This window comes from Streptomyces sp. NBC_01384, from assembly GCF_045040035.1.
Classification (GTDB): Bacteria; Actinomycetota; Actinomycetes; order Streptomycetales; family Streptomycetaceae; genus Streptomyces.
This window is the reverse complement of the sequence record NZ_CP109560.1, coordinates 1,025,161-1,040,893: the sequence shown is the minus strand read 5'-3', so window position 1 is coordinate 1,040,893 and position 15,733 is coordinate 1,025,161. Positions and strand designations below refer to the sequence as shown.

General features: G+C 70.0%; 13 protein-coding genes. All 13 read left to right on the top strand.

Annotated elements, in window-relative coordinates; all coding sequences use genetic code 11:
- Nucleotides 1-23: 23 nt before the first annotated feature.
- Nucleotides 24-1,091 carry a glucose-1-phosphate thymidylyltransferase gene (locus tag OG747_RS52350; RefSeq protein ID WP_331765273.1) on the top strand — a complete coding sequence of 356 codons (1,068 nt, stop codon included), beginning with the start codon at nt 24-26 and terminating at the stop codon, nt 1,089-1,091.
- Nucleotides 1,088-2,068, top strand: a complete 981-nt coding sequence (gene rfbB / locus OG747_RS52345) for a dTDP-glucose 4,6-dehydratase (RefSeq protein WP_331765272.1) — start codon at nt 1,088-1,090, stop codon at nt 2,066-2,068. The genes OG747_RS52350 and rfbB overlap by 4 nt, the downstream gene beginning before the upstream one ends.
- Entirely contained in the window at nt 2,065-2,994 is a 930-nt protein-coding gene (locus OG747_RS52340; protein WP_331765271.1) for an NAD(P)-dependent oxidoreductase, read from the top strand. The genes rfbB and OG747_RS52340 overlap by 4 nt, the downstream gene beginning before the upstream one ends.
- A gap of 33 nt (nt 2,995-3,027) precedes the next feature.
- Entirely contained in the window at nt 3,028-4,332 is a 1,305-nt protein-coding gene (gene rfbH, locus OG747_RS52335; protein WP_331765270.1) for a lipopolysaccharide biosynthesis protein RfbH, read from the top strand.
- A complete protein-coding gene (locus tag OG747_RS52330) occupies nt 4,329-5,720 on the top strand; it encodes an NDP-hexose 2,3-dehydratase family protein (RefSeq protein ID WP_331765269.1) in 1,392 nt (463 codons plus the stop codon). The genes rfbH and OG747_RS52330 overlap by 4 nt, the downstream gene beginning before the upstream one ends.
- Nucleotides 5,720-6,700: a Gfo/Idh/MocA family oxidoreductase gene (locus tag OG747_RS52325; RefSeq protein WP_331765268.1), complete on the top strand. Its 981-nt coding sequence runs from the start codon at nt 5,720-5,722 to the stop codon at nt 6,698-6,700. Before OG747_RS52330 ends, OG747_RS52325 begins: the two co-directional genes overlap by 1 nt.
- Nucleotides 6,697-8,607: a 2-oxoacid:acceptor oxidoreductase subunit alpha gene (locus OG747_RS52320; RefSeq protein WP_331765267.1), complete on the top strand. Its 1,911-nt coding sequence runs from the start codon at nt 6,697-6,699 to the stop codon at nt 8,605-8,607. The genes OG747_RS52325 and OG747_RS52320 overlap by 4 nt, the downstream gene beginning before the upstream one ends.
- On the top strand, nt 8,597-9,649 hold the full coding sequence (locus OG747_RS52315) for a 2-oxoacid:ferredoxin oxidoreductase subunit beta (protein ID WP_331765266.1): 1,053 nt from the start codon (nt 8,597-8,599) through the stop codon (nt 9,647-9,649). Before OG747_RS52320 ends, OG747_RS52315 begins: the two co-directional genes overlap by 11 nt.
- A 76-nt stretch (nt 9,650-9,725) precedes the next feature.
- A complete protein-coding gene (locus OG747_RS52310; RefSeq protein ID WP_331765265.1) occupies nt 9,726-11,318 on the top strand; it encodes an MDR family MFS transporter in 1,593 nt (530 codons plus the stop codon).
- 95 nt (nt 11,319-11,413) lie between these two features.
- A complete protein-coding gene (locus OG747_RS52305) occupies nt 11,414-12,463 on the top strand; it encodes a ketoacyl-ACP synthase III family protein (protein ID WP_331765264.1) in 1,050 nt (349 codons plus the stop codon).
- Between the two features lie 127 nt (nt 12,464-12,590).
- Entirely contained in the window at nt 12,591-13,184 is a 594-nt protein-coding gene (locus OG747_RS52300; protein WP_331765263.1) for an NAD(P)H-dependent oxidoreductase, read from the top strand.
- A 240-nt stretch (nt 13,185-13,424) separates the two neighbouring features.
- Nucleotides 13,425-14,297, top strand: coding sequence for an SCO6745 family protein (locus OG747_RS52295; RefSeq protein ID WP_331765262.1), 873 nt, complete (start codon nt 13,425-13,427; stop codon nt 14,295-14,297).
- 269 nt (nt 14,298-14,566) lie between these two features.
- The gene (locus OG747_RS52290) at nt 14,567-15,712 is read left to right on the top strand and encodes a nucleotide disphospho-sugar-binding domain-containing protein (RefSeq protein WP_331765261.1); all 1,146 of its coding nucleotides are present in this window, start codon (nt 14,567-14,569) and stop codon (nt 15,710-15,712) included.
- Nucleotides 15,713-15,733 lie beyond the last annotated feature (21 nt).

Below are 15,733 nucleotides of genomic sequence, written 5' to 3'. Positions count from 1 at the left end.
CGGGGCGAGAGGAAGAAACTGTCATGAAAGCTCTGGTGTTGTCGGGCGGGTCGGGAACTCGTCTGCGGCCCTTCAGCTATTCCATGCCGAAGCAGCTCATCCCGATAGCCAACAAGCCGGTTCTCGAACATGTCCTGGAAAACATACGGGACTTGGGGGTGACCGAGGTCGGGATCATCGTCGGCGACCGGGCCGCGCAGATCAGCGCTGCCCTCGGAGACGGCTCCCGGCTCGGTCTGCGCCTCACCTACATTCCGCAGGAACAGCCGCTGGGTCTCGCGCACTGCGTGACGATCGCACGGGAATTCCTCGGAGACGACGACTTCGTAATGTATCTCGGCGACAACATGCTTCCCGATGGAGTCAAGGAGATCGCTCGCGAATTCGCGCAGAACCGTCCCGCGGCCCAGATCGTCGTGCACAAGGTCGCCGACCCACGCGCCTTCGGTGTCGCCGAACTGGACACCGAGGGCCGTGTCGAGCGTCTCGTGGAGAAGCCCGAGCAGCCGATCAGCGATCTCGCCCTGATCGGGGTGTACTTCTTCACCCCCGCCATTCACGAGGCGGTCGGCGCGATCGCCCCCAGCGCCCGGGGCGAGCTGGAGATCACGGACGCGATCCAGTGGCTGGTCGCCAGCGCGGCGGAGGTCACGGCCAGTGTGTACGACGGCTACTGGAAGGACACCGGCCGCGCCGACGACGTACTGGACTGCAACCGCAAGCTGCTGGAGGGGCTGGTCCACTCCGTGCGGGGCGAGGTCGACGAGGACAGCGTCCTGATCGGGCCGGTCGTCGTCGAGGAGGGCGCCCGGGTAACCGGTTCGCGGATCGTCGGCCCGGCCGTCATCGGCGCCGGCAGCCTGGTCGAGTACAGCCACATCGGCCCGAACACCTCCATCGGCCGCAACTGCGTGCTGAGCCACACCCACCTCGACTCCTCCATCGCCCTCGACGGGGCCACGGTCACCGAGGTGCGCGGACTGCACGGCTCGCTCATCGGACGCATGGCGAGCATCGGACCGGCCGACGTGGGCACCGCCCACCACCGGCTGGTCGTCGGCGACCACACGAGGATCGAGGTGGCGGCATGAGGATCCTGGTCACCGGCGGTGCCGGATTCATCGGCTCGCACTATGTGCGCACCCTTCTGCAGGGCGGCTACGAAGGGTACGAGGAAGCCCGCGTCACCGTCCTCGACAAGCTGACCTACGCGGGCAACCGCGACAACCTCCCGAGCGGGCATCCGCGCCTGGACTTCGTCGAGGGCGACATCTGCGACCTGCCCCTGCTGCTCGAACTGCTGCCGGGCCACGACGCCGTGGTCCACTTCGCCGCGGAGTCCCACGTGGACCGGTCCGTGGAGTCCGCCGCCGACTTCATTCTGACGAACGTCAGCGGCACACAGACACTCCTGGAGGCCTGCCTGCGCACGGGCATCCAGCGGATCGTGCACGTCTCCACCGACGAGGTGTACGGAACGATCGACGAGGGTTCGTGGACCGAGGAGTGGCCGCTGCTGCCCAACTCCCCGTACGCGGCCTCCAAGGCCGCCGCGGATCTGGTCGCCCGCTCGTACTGGCGCACCCACGGCCTCGACCTGTCGATCACCCGCTGCTCCAACAACTACGGGCCTTACCAGCACCCCGAGAAGCTCATCCCGCTGTTCGTCACCAACCTGCTTCAGGGCGAGCACCTTCCGCTGTACGGCGACGGCGCCAACATCCGCGAATGGCTGCACGTGGACGACCACTGCCGGGCCATCCAGCTGGTGCTGACCCGGGGCCTGGCCGGCGAGATCTACAACATCGGCGGCGGCAACGAGCAGAGCAACCGCGCCATCACCGAGCGGCTGCTGCGGCTGTGCGACGAGGACTGGTCCAAGGTCCGCCATGTCGCCGACCGCAAGGGGCACGACCTGCGGTACTCGCTCGACGAGAGCAAGATCCGCGACGAGCTGGGGTACGCCCCGCGCGTCGAGTTCGAGCGGGGCCTGGCCGACACCGTCGCCTGGTACCGGGACAACCCGCAGTGGTGGAAGGCCGCCAAGGACCGGGCGGCGCGGCAGTGACCGCCCGCCGGGTCGTGGTCCTGGGTGCCACCGGCTTCCTGGGCCGCCACATCAGCGAGGCCTTCGAGGCCGCTGGCGACCGGGTGCTGCGGGTCTCGCGGACCACACCGCCCGGCTCCGGCGGCCGCCGGGCGGCCTTCGACCTGGCGGCCGAGGACCAGGCCGCACTGGCCGCGTTCCTGGCGGCGCACCGGCCCGACGTGGTGGTCAACGCGGCGGGCACCGTGTGGCAGGCCGACGAGGAGCGGATGCGTGAACTCAACGACGCGTTCGTGCGCCGCCTCGTCGCCGTGCTGCCCGGGCTGCCGGGAGCGCCCCGGCTGGTCCAGCTGGGCAGCGTCCACGAGTACGGCCCGGTGCCCGCCGGCACCCCGCTCACCGAGGACCGCACGCCGGCCCCGGTGGGCGCCTACGGCCGCACCAAGCTGCGCGGTACGCAGTGGGTGCTCGACGCCGCCCGGGACGGGCTCGACGCGGTGGTCGTGCGCATCGCCAACGCCTGCGGCCCCGGCGCACCGCCCGAGAGCCTGCTCGGCAAGGTCGCCGCCGAGCTGGCACGCCAGGCCGGGACCCGGGAAGCGAACCGGGAACTGCGGCTGGCCCCCCTGCGGGCACGGCGGGACTTCGTCGACGTACGCGACGTGGCCGACGCGGTCGTCGCCGCGGTGGGCGCCGCACGGAGCGACGTCGCGGGCCGGATCGTCAACGTGGCCCGCGGACAGGCCGTACCCGTACGGCAGTTGGTGGACCGCATGGTCGCCCTCAGCGGGCTTGCGGTCCGGCTCGTGGAGGAGCCGGCACCGGCCGGGGTGCGCTCCGACGCCGAGTGGCAGCAGGCCGACATCACGCTGGCCCGGCTCGTCCTGGACTGGGAGCCCCGGCGTGCTCTGGACGAATCGCTGCGGGACCTCCTCGCAGCCGTATGAACGAAAACCACCAGAAGAAGCAGGAAGGTGACGATGAGCGTCCACAAGGAACTCGTTCTGGACGAGGTCCGGAAATACCACCAGGACACGCTGGCCACCGACGGCTTCGTGCCCGGGACGACGGAGATCTGGCCGTCCGGTGCCGTGCTCGACGAGGACGACCGGGTGGCCCTGGTCGAGGCGGCCCTGGAGATGCGGATCGCCGCGGGGCACAGCTCACGGAAGTTCGAGTCGAGGTTCGCGCGACGCCTCAAGCGCCGCAAGGCCCATCTGACCAACTCCGGTTCCTCCGCGAACCTGCTGGCGACCACGGCGCTCACCTCGCACCTGCTGGAGGACCGGCGGCTGCGCCCGGGCGACGAGGTGATCACCGTCGCCGCTGGCTTCCCGACCACGGTCAACCCGATCCTGCAGAACGGCCTCGTCCCGGTCTTCGTCGACGTGGAGCTGGGCACGTACAACACGACGGCGGACCGGGTCGCCCAGGCCATCGGCCCGAAGACCCGGGCGATCATCATCGCGCACGCGCTGGGCAACCCCTTCGAGGTCGCCGAGATAGCCCAACTCGCCGAGGACAACGACCTGTTCCTCATCGAGGACAACTGCGACGCCGTCGGCTCCCTCTACGACGGCAAGCTCACCGGCACCTTCGGTGACCTCACCACGGTCAGCTTCTACCCGGCACACCACCTGACGATGGGCGAGGGCGGCTGCGTCCTGACCTCGAACCTGGCGCTGGCCCGGATCGTGGAGTCCCTGCGCGACTGGGGCCGGGACTGCTGGTGCGAGCCCGGCGAGAGCAACAAGTGCCTCAAGCGGTTCAAGTACCAGATGGGCACGCTGCCCGCGGGCTACGACCACAAGTACATTTTCTCGCATGTCGGTTACAACCTGAAGGCCACCGACCTGCAGGCCGCGCTCGGCCTCACCCAGCTCGCCAAGCTCGACGGCTTCATCGAGGCCCGCAAGCGCAACTGGCGGCGGCTGCGGGACGGCCTGGAGGGCGTGCCGCACCTGCTGCTGCCGGAGCCGACCCCGAACAGTGACCCGAGCTGGTTCGGCTTCGTCCTCACCGTCCAGCCCGACGCGCCCTTCGAGCGTGCCGCGCTCGTCGACTTCCTCGAGGACCGTAAGATCGGCACCCGGCGGCTGTTCGCCGGCAACCTGACCCGGCACCCCGCCTACATCGACCAGCCGCACCGCGTGGTCGGCGACCTCACCAACAGCGACATCGTGACCGAGCAGACGTTCTGGGTGGGCGTCTACCCGGGCCTGACCGACGAGATGCTCGACTACATCGTCGCCTCCGTGAAGGAGTTCGTGGAGGCCAACTCATGACCGCGCGCGCCGTCGAGCCGGTCCTCGGCCCCCGCCAGGACTCCGCTCTGCCCGCCCGCATCGCCCGCTCGGCGGCCGCGACCACAGGCGCCGGGCTGCGGACGGAGGATTTCCCCGACTGGCTCGAAGGGCGCCGCTGGGCCCACCGGTTCCAGGTCGACCGGATTCCGTTCGCGGAACTGGACGGCTGGTTCTTCGAGCAGGGCACCGGGAACCTCGTGCACCGCAGCGGGCGGTTCTTCTCCGTGGAGGGACTGCACGTCACCACCGGCGACGGGTCGCCCGGCGCATGGCACCAGCCGGTCATCAAGCAGCCCGAAGTGGGCATCCTGGGCATCCTCGTCAAGGAGTTCGACGGGGTCCTGCACTTCCTGATGCAGGCCAAGATGGAGCCCGGCAACCCCAACCTGCTGCAGCTCTCGCCGACCGTCCAGGCGACCCGCAGCAACTACACCAAGGTCCACAAGGGCGCCGACGTGAAGTACATCGAGTACTTCGTCAGCCCCGGACGCGGCCGGGTCCTCGCCGACGTCCTGCAGTCCGAGCACGGCTCCTGGTTCCTTCACAAGAGCAACCGGAACATGATCGTCGAGGCCGTGGGCGACGTACCCCTGTACGACGACTTCTGCTGGCTGACTCTGGGCCAGATCGCGGAGCTGCTGCACCGGGACAACGTGGTCAACATGGACTCGCGCACCGTCCTGGCCTGCGCCCCCTTCCCCGACGACACGGCCGGGGCGCTGCACTCGGACACCGAGCTGCTGTCCTGGTTCACCGCGGAGCGCTCCCGCCACGACGTGCGCGCCGAGCGCGTCCCGCTGGCCGGGCTGCCCGGCTGGAGGCGTGGCGAGAAGGCCATCGAGCACGAGGACGGCCGCTACTTCGACGTCGTGGCCGTGAACGTGCAGGCCGGCAGCCGTGAGGTCGCCGGCTGGACCCAGCCGCTGTTCGAGCCGGTCGGCCTCGGTGTCACCGCCTTCCTGACCCGCACCATCGGCGGCGTCCTGCACCTCCTCGCACACGCCCGGGTCGAGGGCGGCTTCCTCGACACCGTCGAGCTCGGCCCCACCGTCCAGTACACGCCCGGCAACTACGCCCACCTCGTCGGCACCGACCGCCCCCCCTTCCTCGACCTGGTGCTCGGCGCCGACCCGGCCCGGATCCGCTACGAGGCGGTGCACTCCGAGGAGGGCGGCCGTTTCCTGAACGCGGAGAGCCGCTACCTCGTCGTGGAGGCCGACGCGGACCAGGCACCGCTCGATCCGCCGCCCGGCTACCGCTGGGTCACTCCGGCCCAGCTCACCGCTCTCGTCCGGCACGGCCACTACGTCAATGTGCAGGGGCGCAGCCTGCTCGCCTGCCTCAACGCGATGCGGACGTACACCTGATGGCACCCCTTCGGATCGGCGTCATGGGCTGCGCGGACATCGCCCGCCGCCGCATGCTGCCCGCCATGGCGGCCACACCCGGCGTCGAGATCGCAGCCGTCGCGAGCCGGGACGCCGACCGGGCACGGGAGCTGGCCGGCCACTTCGGCGCCCGGCCCGTGCACGGCTATGCCCCGCTCCTTGAACTGGCCGACGTGGACGCGGTGTACCTTCCGCTGCCCGCGGCACTGCATGACCGGTGGACCGAGGCGGCGCTGCTCGCCGGGAAGCACGTCCTCGCCGAGAAGCCGCTCACCACCGACCCGGTGCGCACCCGCCGACTCCTCGCCCTGGCAGCGAAATCGGGGCTGGCCCTGATGGAGAACGTCATGTTCGTCCATCATCCGCAGCACGAGACCGTACGCCGCTGGGTCGCCGACGGGGCCATCGGTGAACTGCGGGAGTTCCGCGCCGAGTTCGCCATCCCACGGCTGCCCGCCGAGGACATCCGGCACAGTGCCACCCTCGGCGGGGGCGCCCTGTTGGACACCGGCGTGTACCCGGTGCGGGCGGCCCTGCACTTCCTCGGCGACCGGCTGGAGGTCGCCGGCGCCGTGCTCCACAGCACGCGCGGCCGGGCCGTGGACACCGCGGGTTCCGCGCTGCTGCGGAGCCCGGAGGGCATCACCGCCCAGCTGGCCTTCGGGCTCGACCACGCCTACAGCTCACGCTATGAGCTGTGGGGCAGCGAGGGCCGCATCACCCTTGAGCGGGCCTTCACACCGCCCGCGGGCCATCGCCCCGTGGTGCGCCTGGACAGTCCGTCCGGCACCGAACTGAGGGAGCTGGAGCCCGCCGACCAGGTCGCGGCCACCGTCGCGGCCTTCGCGGCCGCCGTCTCGTCCGGGGCGGCCCCGGACGAGAGCTGCCTGCGCCAGGCCCAACTCGTGCAGGACATCCGGGAGTCGGCCACCCGTCGGGATTCTTCAGGAGCGTCATGACTGTTCAGCAGCGGCCCGCGAAGCAGGGCACGCAGGTGTACGAGGCCGGTGTGAAGGACGTGCGGCGTCTGGACCGGGTGATCATCCGGTTTGCGGGTGATTCCGGTGACGGTATGCAGCTCACGGGGGACCGTTTCACGTCGGAGACGGCGTCGTTCGGCAATGACCTGTCCACTCTGCCGAACTTCCCGGCCGAGATCCGTGCTCCCGCAGGCACCCTGCCGGGTGTGTCGTCGTTCCAGCTGCATTTCGCGGACCATGACATCCTCACGCCGGGTGACGCGCCGAATGTGCTGGTCGCGATGAACCCGGCCGCGTTGAAGGCGAACATCTCCGATGTGCCGCGTGGTGCGGAGATCATCGTGAACACGGACGAGTTCACCAAGCGTGCCCTGCAGAAGGTCGGCTACGAGAGCAGTCCGCTGGAGGACGGGTCGCTGGACGGCTACAGCGTCCACCCGGTCCCGCTCACGACGCTGACGGTCGAGGCGCTCAAGGAGTTCGACCTCTCCCGCAAGGACGCCGGGCGCTCGAAGAACATGTTCGCGCTGGGTCTGCTGTCGTGGATGTACCACCGGCCGACCGAGGGCACCGAGAAGTTCCTGACCAGCAAGTTCGCGAAGAAGCCGGACATCGCGGCCGCGAACATCGCGGCGTTTCGGGCGGGCTGGAACTTCGGCGAGACCACCGAGGACTTCGCCGTCTCCTACGAGGTCGCCCCGGCCGCGAAGGCCTTCCCGGTGGGCACCTACCGCAACATCTCCGGGAACCTGGCCCTGTCCTACGGACTGATCGCCGCGTCCCGCCAGGCGGACCTGCCGCTCTACCTCGGCTCCTACCCGATCACCCCGGCCTCCGACATCCTGCACGAACTGTCCAAACACAAGAACTTCGGCGTGCGCACCTTCCAGGCCGAGGACGAGATCGCCGGCATCGGCGCGGCACTCGGCGCGGCCTTCGGCGGCTCCCTCGCCGTCACCACCACCTCCGGCCCCGGCGTGGCCCTGAAGTCCGAGACCATCGGCCTCGCGGTCTCCCTGGAGCTGCCGCTGCTGGTCGTCGACATCCAGCGCGGCGGCCCCTCGACAGGCCTGCCCACCAAGACCGAGCAGGCCGACCTGCTCCAGGCGATGTACGGGCGCAACGGCGAGGCCCCCGTCCCGGTCGTCGCCCCCAAGACTCCCGCCGACTGCTTCGACGCCGCCCTGGAAGCCGCCCGGATCGCACTGGCCTACCGCACCCCGGTCATCCTGCTCTCCGACGGCTACCTCGCCAACGGCTCCGAGCCCTGGCGCATCCCGGAGACCGACGAGCTCCCCGACCTGCGGGTGCAGTTCGCCCAGGGCCCCAACCACACCCTGGACGACGGCACCGAGGTGTTCTGGCCCTACAAACGCGACCCGCAGACCCTCGCCCGCCCCTGGGCCATCCCCGGAACCCCGGGCCTGGAGCACCGCATCGGCGGCATCGAGAAGCAGGACGGCACCGGGAACATCTCCTACGACCCCGGCAACCACGACTTCATGGTCCGCACCCGGCAGGCGAAGATCGACGGGATCGACGTCCCCGACATCGACGTCGACGACCCCGACGGAGCAGACACGCTGATCCTGGGCTGGGGCTCGACCTATGGCCCGATCACCGCGGCAGTACGGCGGCTGCGCGCCGCCGGCGAAAGCATCGCCCAGGCCCACCTGCGCCACCTCAACCCCTTCCCGCGGAATCTCGGCGACGTCCTGCACTCCTACCAGCACGTCGTGATCCCCGAGATGAACCTCGGCCAGCTCGCCACCCTCATCCGGGCGAAATACCTGGTGGACGCCCGCTCGTACAACCAGGTCAACGGCATGCCGTTCAAGGCCGAACAGCTCGCGCAGGCTCTCACGGAGGCCCTTCATGCCCACTGAGTCACTGTCCCTGATACCGAGGAGCGAAGTCCCGCTCGCCGCCCGCGACTTCAAGTCCGATCAGGAAGTGCGCTGGTGCCCTGGCTGCGGTGACTACGCGATCCTCGCCGCCGTCCAGGGCTTCATGCCCGAACTCGGCCTGGCGAAGGAAAACATCGTCTTCGTCTCCGGCATCGGCTGCTCCTCCCGCTTCCCGTACTACATGAACACGTACGGCATGCACTCCATCCACGGCCGCGCCCCCGCCATCGCCACCGGACTCGCCTCCTCCCGCCGCGACCTCTCCGTCTGGGTCGTCACCGGCGACGGCGACGCCCTCTCCATCGGCGGCAACCACCTCATTCACGCCCTGCGCCGCAACGTCAACCTGAAGATCCTGCTCTTCAACAACCGGATCTACGGCCTCACCAAAGGCCAGTACTCCCCCACCTCCGAAGTCGGCAAGATCACCAAATCGACCCCGATGGGCTCCCTCGACGCACCCTTCAACCCGGTGTCCCTGGCCATCGGCGCGGAGGCCTCCTTCGTCGCACGCACAGTCGACTCCGACCGTAAGCACCTCACCAGCGTGCTGCGCCAGGCCGCCGCCCACCCCGGCACCGCCCTTCTGGAGATCTACCAGAACTGCAACATCTTCAACGACGGCGCCTTCGACACCCTCAAGGACAAAAGCCAGGCCGAAGATGCCGTCATCCGCCTGGAACACGGCCGGCCCATCCGCTTCGGAGCCGACCTCTCCAAGGGCGTCGTCCGCGACCCGGCAACCGGCGACCTCAAGGCCGTCACCGTCACCCCGGACAACGAGGCACAGATCCTCATCCACGACGCGCACTCCGCGTCCCCCACCACCGCGTTCGCACTGTCCCGTCTCGCCGACCCCGACACCCTCCACCACACGTCCATCGGCGTCTTCCGCTCCACCGAACGCCCCGTCTACGACACCGAGATGGCCGACCAGCTCGACACGGCCATCGAGCAGAACGGCAAGGGCGACCTGTCCGCCCTCCTCACCGGCAACGACGCCTGGACGATCGGCGCTTGACATCAAGCGAACTTGAGGTTGGACCGTGGTCGCACGGTCCACGCAACAGCCGCCCCCCACTGGGAGAAGTGAAGCCATGTCCGACGAAGAGAAGGCGCAGACACGCCAGTTGTACTGGGTGCTGGCCGCACTGATGACCGCGATGGTGCTGGCGATGCTGGACGGCCTCATCGTCGGTACCGCGATGCCCACCATCGTTGCCGAGCTCGGCGGGCTCGACCACCTCTCCTGGGTCGTCACCGCCTACACGCTCGCCACCGCCGCCTCGACGCCCATCTGGGGAAAGCTCGGCGACATGTACGGGCGCAAGGGCGTCTATCTCACCTCCATCGTGATCTTCCTGGCCGGTTCGGCACTGGCCGGCATGGCCCAGTCGATGGGGCAGCTGATCGCCCTGCGCGCCCTGCAGGGTCTGGGCGGCGGCGGACTGCTGGTCGGCGCTCTGGCGATCATCGGTGATCTGATCCCGATGCGGGAGCGCGGCCGCTACCAGGGCATGCTCGCCACCGTGATGGGCGTGTCCATGGTCGCCGGTCCGCTGGTCGGCGGTGTGATCACCGACCACCTGGGCTGGCGCTGGGCCTTCTACATCAACCTGCCGATCGGGGCCGTCGCGCTGATCGCGCTGGGCTTCCTGCTGCACCTGCCCAAGAAGCGGACCGAGGCGCGCATCGACTACCTCGGCGCCCTGCTGCTGACGGTGAGCATCAGCTCGCTGGTCCTGCTGGCCACGTGGGGTGGTACCCGCTATGGCTGGGGCTCCGCCCCGATCCTGGGTCTGGCCGCGCTGGGCCTGGTCACCCTGGCCGCGTTCGTGGCGGTGGAACGGCGGGCGGCCGAGCCGGTGATCCCGCTGCGCGTCTTCCGCAGCGCCAACTTCTCGCTCATCACCGTGGTCGGCTTTCTCGCCGGGTTCGTGATGTTCGGCGCGATGACGTTCCTGCCGGTCTTCCAGCAGACCGTGCAGGGCGCGTCGGCCACCAACTCCGGTCTGCTCCTGCTACCGGTCGTCGTCGCGATGACAGGTGTGGGCATGGTCGGCGGGCGCCGGATCACCGAAAGCGGACGGTTCAGCCGCTTCGTACTCATCGGCAGCGCGTTGATGTCCGTGGGCCTTTTCCTCTTCGCGCTGATGGGGACGGAGACGTCCCGGTTCACCTCGGGGCTCTACATGCTCGTCTACGGCGCCGGGGCGGGGTTCATCACCCGGACCACACTGCTGGTGTCGCAGAACAACGTCGAGGCGAAGGACCTGGGAGTCGCTTCGTCCACGGCGACCCTCATCCGCACGATCGGCGGCGCCTTCGGAGTCTCCATCATGGGCACTGTCTTCACCGCCCGGGTCCAGGATGCCGTCGCCGGTCACGTCGGCGGGGCCGGTTCGGGCCAGGGCGGCGCGCAATTGGACGCCGCCAGTCTGCGGCACCTTCCCCAGGCGGTGCGGTCCGCGTACGAGCACGCGGTGGTGAGCGGCGCGCATCAGGCGTTCCTGCTCGCCGCGGCGGTGGCTGTCGCGGGGTTCCTGACGGCCTGGTTCCTCAAGGACGTTCCGCTGACCGGTCCCTCGGCCGCCGCGGTCCAGCGGACCGCGGCGACGGCCAGAGTCACCGAGACCGCCGATGCCGAGAGCTTAGGCCGAGGACGACGGGACCGTGGTGCGGACGGTTGATGTCCCATCCAACGAGGCCGTCGGTGCGGACAGTTGAAGCCCGACCCGACGAGGCCGCTGATGCGGACAGTCGAGACGACGAGAGAGGTCAGACAGTGCAGTGGGACGACGTGTACATCAGCTCGTCCGCGGCGTGGCTCGCCCGCCCCCAGGACGTCCGCGACGCGGTGGCGCAGGGGCGCTACGACTCCGAGGAGTGCGCGGTCCAGGACTACGCCCACATCCGTGTCGCGGACGGCGAGGCTCCGCCGGACATGGCCGTGGCGGCCGGCCGGCTCGCCATGGAACGTTCGGTGCGCAGCGGTAACGACATAGAGCTCCTCATGCATGCCAGTGTCGGCTACCAGGGCATCGACCACTGGAGCCCGGCCGCCTACATACAGAACCGCACAGTGGGCGGGCGGGCGGCCGCGTTCGAGGTGAAGCAGGCGTCGAACGGTTCGCTGGTGGCCCTGGCGCTCGCGGCAGCGCATGTCACGGCGGGCTCCCGCACATCCTCGGCCCTGATCACCACGGCCGACGCCTACCCCTTGCCGGTCTTCGACCGGTACCGCTCGGACCAGGGCACGGTACGCGCCGACGGCGCCGGGGCGATGGTGGTGACCCGGGGCGACGGTGTCGCCCGGGTGCTGTCCACGGCGCTGATCGGCGACGCCACACACGAGGAGATCCACCGCGGTGACGAACCGTGGTCCGAGGTCCCCGGCGCCCTGGGCTGGCCGGTCGACCTGCGGGCACGCAAGGAGCACTATCTGCGCAGCGACGCCCAGCCGGGCCACGAGGTCTCCCAGACGCTGCTCGGCGGAAACAAGGAGGCGCTGGAGACCGCCCTGGTCGACGCCAAGACCTCGCTCCAGGACCTCGCCGTCCTCGTCCTGCCCAACCTGGGCCTGCAGGCCGCCGAGCGGATGTTCCGGCTCAAGGAGCTGGGCATCGATGTCGCGCGCACCACATGGGACTGGGGCCGCCATGTCGGCCACATCGGCGCGGGCGACCAGATCGCGGCCCTCGCGCATCTGCTGGAGACACGGCGGGTGCGGGTCGGCGACAGGATCGCGCTGTGCGGCCTGGGCAGCGGGTTCACCTTCGGCTGCGCGGTGCTGGAGATCACGCGGATACCCGAATGGTCCTCGAGCGCCGCCTGAGAAATTCAGGACTGCGCACGCCCATGACAATTCTTCGTCAACTCATTTGTAAAACACGGTATTTGGTGACCAGGATGGAAATCCGGATCGTCCCGGGCTGTTCCCGTGTCACGAAGGAAGGACATTCATGTCGAACCCCCCGCTCAAGCTCGCCGTGATCGTCGGCAGTATCCGCGACGGCCGTTTCGGCCCGACCGTGGCCGACTGGTTCGCGCGGCAGGCCGGGCAGCGTGAGGACATCACCGTCGACGTCATCGACCTGGCGGACTTTCCGCTGCCCCTGGTGATGCCGGCCTTCGGTCAGAAGCCCGACCCCGAGACTGCGGAAATCCACCGCAGGCTGGGCGAGCGCCTCGCCGCGTCCGATGCTTTCGCCGTGGTGACGCCCGAGTACAACCACACCGTCACCCCCGCCCTGAGCAACGCCATCAACTGGTACATGGACCAGTGGATGGCCAAGCCTGTCGGCCTGATCTCGTACGGCGGGATGGGCGGCGGCCTGCGCGCGGCGGAGCACCTGCGGCAGATCTTCGCGGAGGTGCACGCGGTCACGGTCCGCGAGATGCTCAGCTTCCACAACGCCTGGTCGCACTTCCACAAGGACGGCGAGCCGGTCAGCCCCGAGGGCAGCGAGGGCGCGGCCAAGTCGCTGCTCGACCAGCTGGCGTGGTGGGGCAACGCGCTGCGCCAGGCCCGTGCGGAGCACCCGTACAAGCGCTGAACCGGAGCGGGCGGGGGAATCCCGTCGCGTCCCCCGTCAGCCGGTTCACCGAGCGGCCGGCCGGAAGGCCGGCCGCTCAGCTCTGCCGGAAATGGCCGGAAGTCAATGGAAGCCAAGGTTCCGCATCCCGCATTCCGGGTTCCAAGTTCCGAGTTCCAAGTTCCGAGTTCCGGGTTCCGAGTTCCGAGTTCCGAGTTCCGAGTTCCGAGTTCCCCATCCCGGATCCTGGAGGTCCGCACCATGTCCTCGCTGCCCGTGCGGCACTGCCAGAACGCGCTCAACACCATCCATTCCACTGTCTACTTCGGCTCGGAACTCGACAAGGAACTGGCCGAGTACGGTGTCGGCGACCCGATGGCCTGCTATCTGGCGGGCCGTGCGGCGGCGCTCGGCCCGGTCGGCCCCGGAGTGGTCACCGCTGCCTTCTACAGCTTCCACCACGACATGATCGCCGGACATCTGCCGGAGCTGTGGTCGCTGGTCTCGCCGCAGGAGGTGCTGGCGGCCCGGCTGCGGGCCGCCGACGCCACCCTGCGCCGGGTGCTGGGTGAGGAGGCGCTCGCCTCGCGTCCCATGCGTGAGGCGGCCCGGCTCGCGCTGCGTGCCACCGAGGGCTGCGCCCGCCCCGGCCGCCCCCTCTACGCCGCCCACGCCGACCAGCCCGTGCCCGACGAGCCCCATCTCGCGCTCTGGTACGCGGCCACGCTGCTGCGTGAACACCGGGGCGACAGCCACATCGGAGCCCTGACGGCCGCGGGCCTCGATGGCCTGGAGGCGCTGGTCTCGCACAGCGCCGGCGAGGGCGGCATGCCGCGCGAGGTCGTGATGACCAAGCGCGGCTGGACGCCGGAGGACTGGTCGGCCGCCGAGGATCGCCTCCGCGACCGGGGGCTGATGGCCGCCGACGGCACCCTGACCGCGCGCGGCCGGCAACTGCGCAGCGACCTCGAGGAGGAGACGGACCATCGGGACCGGGCGCCCTACGCCCACCTCGGCGCCGAGGCGGCGGCCGAACTCACCCGGATCAGCGGGGACTTCGTCGTGGCGGCCGCAGCGGGCGGTGCCTTCCCCGAGCCGCTCGTGGGCTTCTTCGTACGCCAGCACCGACGCTGATGTCCCCAGGGGCCCTTCGGCGTTCGCGCGTACCGCGTGGCGTCCCCGGGAGTCCTCGGCGTGCAGGCGGTACCGGCGCTGCTGTCCCGGGAGTCCTCGGCGTACGCCCGTACCCGCGTGACGTCCCCGGGCATTCCCGTCGTGCGCCCCTACCGGCGCCGACGTCTCCGGCCACGTTCGCCGGGCACGCACCCCCGACGCCCGCTCCCGGCCTCCCCCTCTCCACCCGCAGACCCGACCCTTTCGACCACACGCAGGAGTACACGGACGTGCGCATCCTTTTCATCGCGGGCGCGAGTTCGGCGACGGTCTTCGCGCTGGCTCCCCTCGCAACAGCCGTGCGGCAGGCGGGACATCACGTCGTCATGGCCGCCACCCAGGAGATGATGCCGGTCGTCGCGGGCGTCGGACTGCCCGGGATCCCGGTGACCGCCAAGGGCATACCCGACTTCGCCTCAAAGGACCGGTCGGGCAACCCGCTCCCGGTTCCGCGGACCCCGGCCGAGCAGATGCACCACACCGGCGGCTGGTTCGCCCGCATGGCCGCCGAGAGCCTGGTGCCGCTGCTCGAACTGTCCGCGTGCTGGCGGCCGGACGTGATCGTCGGCGGCACCATGTCCTACGCGGCGCCCCTGCTGGCCGCCCGGCTGCGGGTGCCGTACGTGCGCCACGCCTGGGACGCGATGGAGTTCGCGGCCATGGACGCGGGGGCCCAGGAGGAGCTGCTGCCCGAGCTGACGGAGCTGGGTCTCGCGGGCCTTCCCGAACCCGACCTGTTCATCGACATCAGCCCGCCCTCGATCCGCCCGCCGCACGGGCAGCCGGTCCAGCCGATGCGCTGGACCCCTGGCAACACCCAGCGGCAGCTCGAACCCTGGATGTACACCAAGGGCGAGCAGCCCCGGATCTGCATCACCTCGGGCAGCCGGGTGACCCCCGGTCAAGAGGTGGACCAGAACTACGACTTCCTGCGCGCCTCGATCCAGGAGTTCCTCTCCCTGGGCGCCGAACTCGTCGTGGCCGCGCCCGAGGCCGCCGCCGAAGCGCTGAGCGCGGAGACCGCGGGAGGAGTGAGGATCGGCTGGGTGCCGCTGGACGTCCTGGCACCCACCTGCGACCTGATCGTGCACCACGGGGGCGGCGTCACCAGCCTGACCGCCGTCAATGCCGGCGTACCGCAGCTCGTGGTGCCGAAGGCCGCCAATTTCGTCACCGCCGCCCGCCGCCTGGAGGAGCTCGGCGCCGCGACCGTACTGCTGCCGGGACGGGACTCCCCGGAGCTGATGGCCAAGACGGCGGGCGGCATGCTCGCCGACGCCGCACACCGGACGGCGGCCGGCGCGCTCGCCCGGGAGATGGCCCGGATGCCGCTGCCCTCGGCGGTCGTCGGCGTACTCGAGCGGCTCACGTGCTGAGCGACGGATCTCCGTCTTCAC

Bases quoted from the DNA above. Each gene is read 5' to 3' on its own strand.
- OG747_RS52350 (WP_331765273.1), top strand. From the start codon at position 24: ATGAAAGCTCTGGTGTTGTCGGGCGGGTCGGGAACTCGTCTGCGGCCC.
- rfbB (WP_331765272.1), top strand. From the start codon at position 1,088: ATGAGGATCCTGGTCACCGGCGGTGCCGGATTCATCGGCTCGCACTAT.
- rfbH (WP_331765270.1), top strand. From the start codon at position 3,028: ATGAGCGTCCACAAGGAACTCGTTCTGGACGAGGTCCGGAAATACCAC.
- OG747_RS52330 (WP_331765269.1), top strand. From the start codon at position 4,329: ATGACCGCGCGCGCCGTCGAGCCGGTCCTCGGCCCCCGCCAGGACTCC.
- OG747_RS52325 (WP_331765268.1), top strand. From the start codon at position 5,720: ATGGCACCCCTTCGGATCGGCGTCATGGGCTGCGCGGACATCGCCCGC.
- OG747_RS52320 (WP_331765267.1), top strand. From the start codon at position 6,697: ATGACTGTTCAGCAGCGGCCCGCGAAGCAGGGCACGCAGGTGTACGAG.
- OG747_RS52315 (WP_331765266.1), top strand. From the start codon at position 8,597: ATGCCCACTGAGTCACTGTCCCTGATACCGAGGAGCGAAGTCCCGCTC.
- OG747_RS52310 (WP_331765265.1), top strand. From the start codon at position 9,726: ATGTCCGACGAAGAGAAGGCGCAGACACGCCAGTTGTACTGGGTGCTG.
- OG747_RS52300 (WP_331765263.1), top strand. From the start codon at position 12,591: ATGTCGAACCCCCCGCTCAAGCTCGCCGTGATCGTCGGCAGTATCCGC.
- OG747_RS52295 (WP_331765262.1), top strand. From the start codon at position 13,425: ATGTCCTCGCTGCCCGTGCGGCACTGCCAGAACGCGCTCAACACCATC.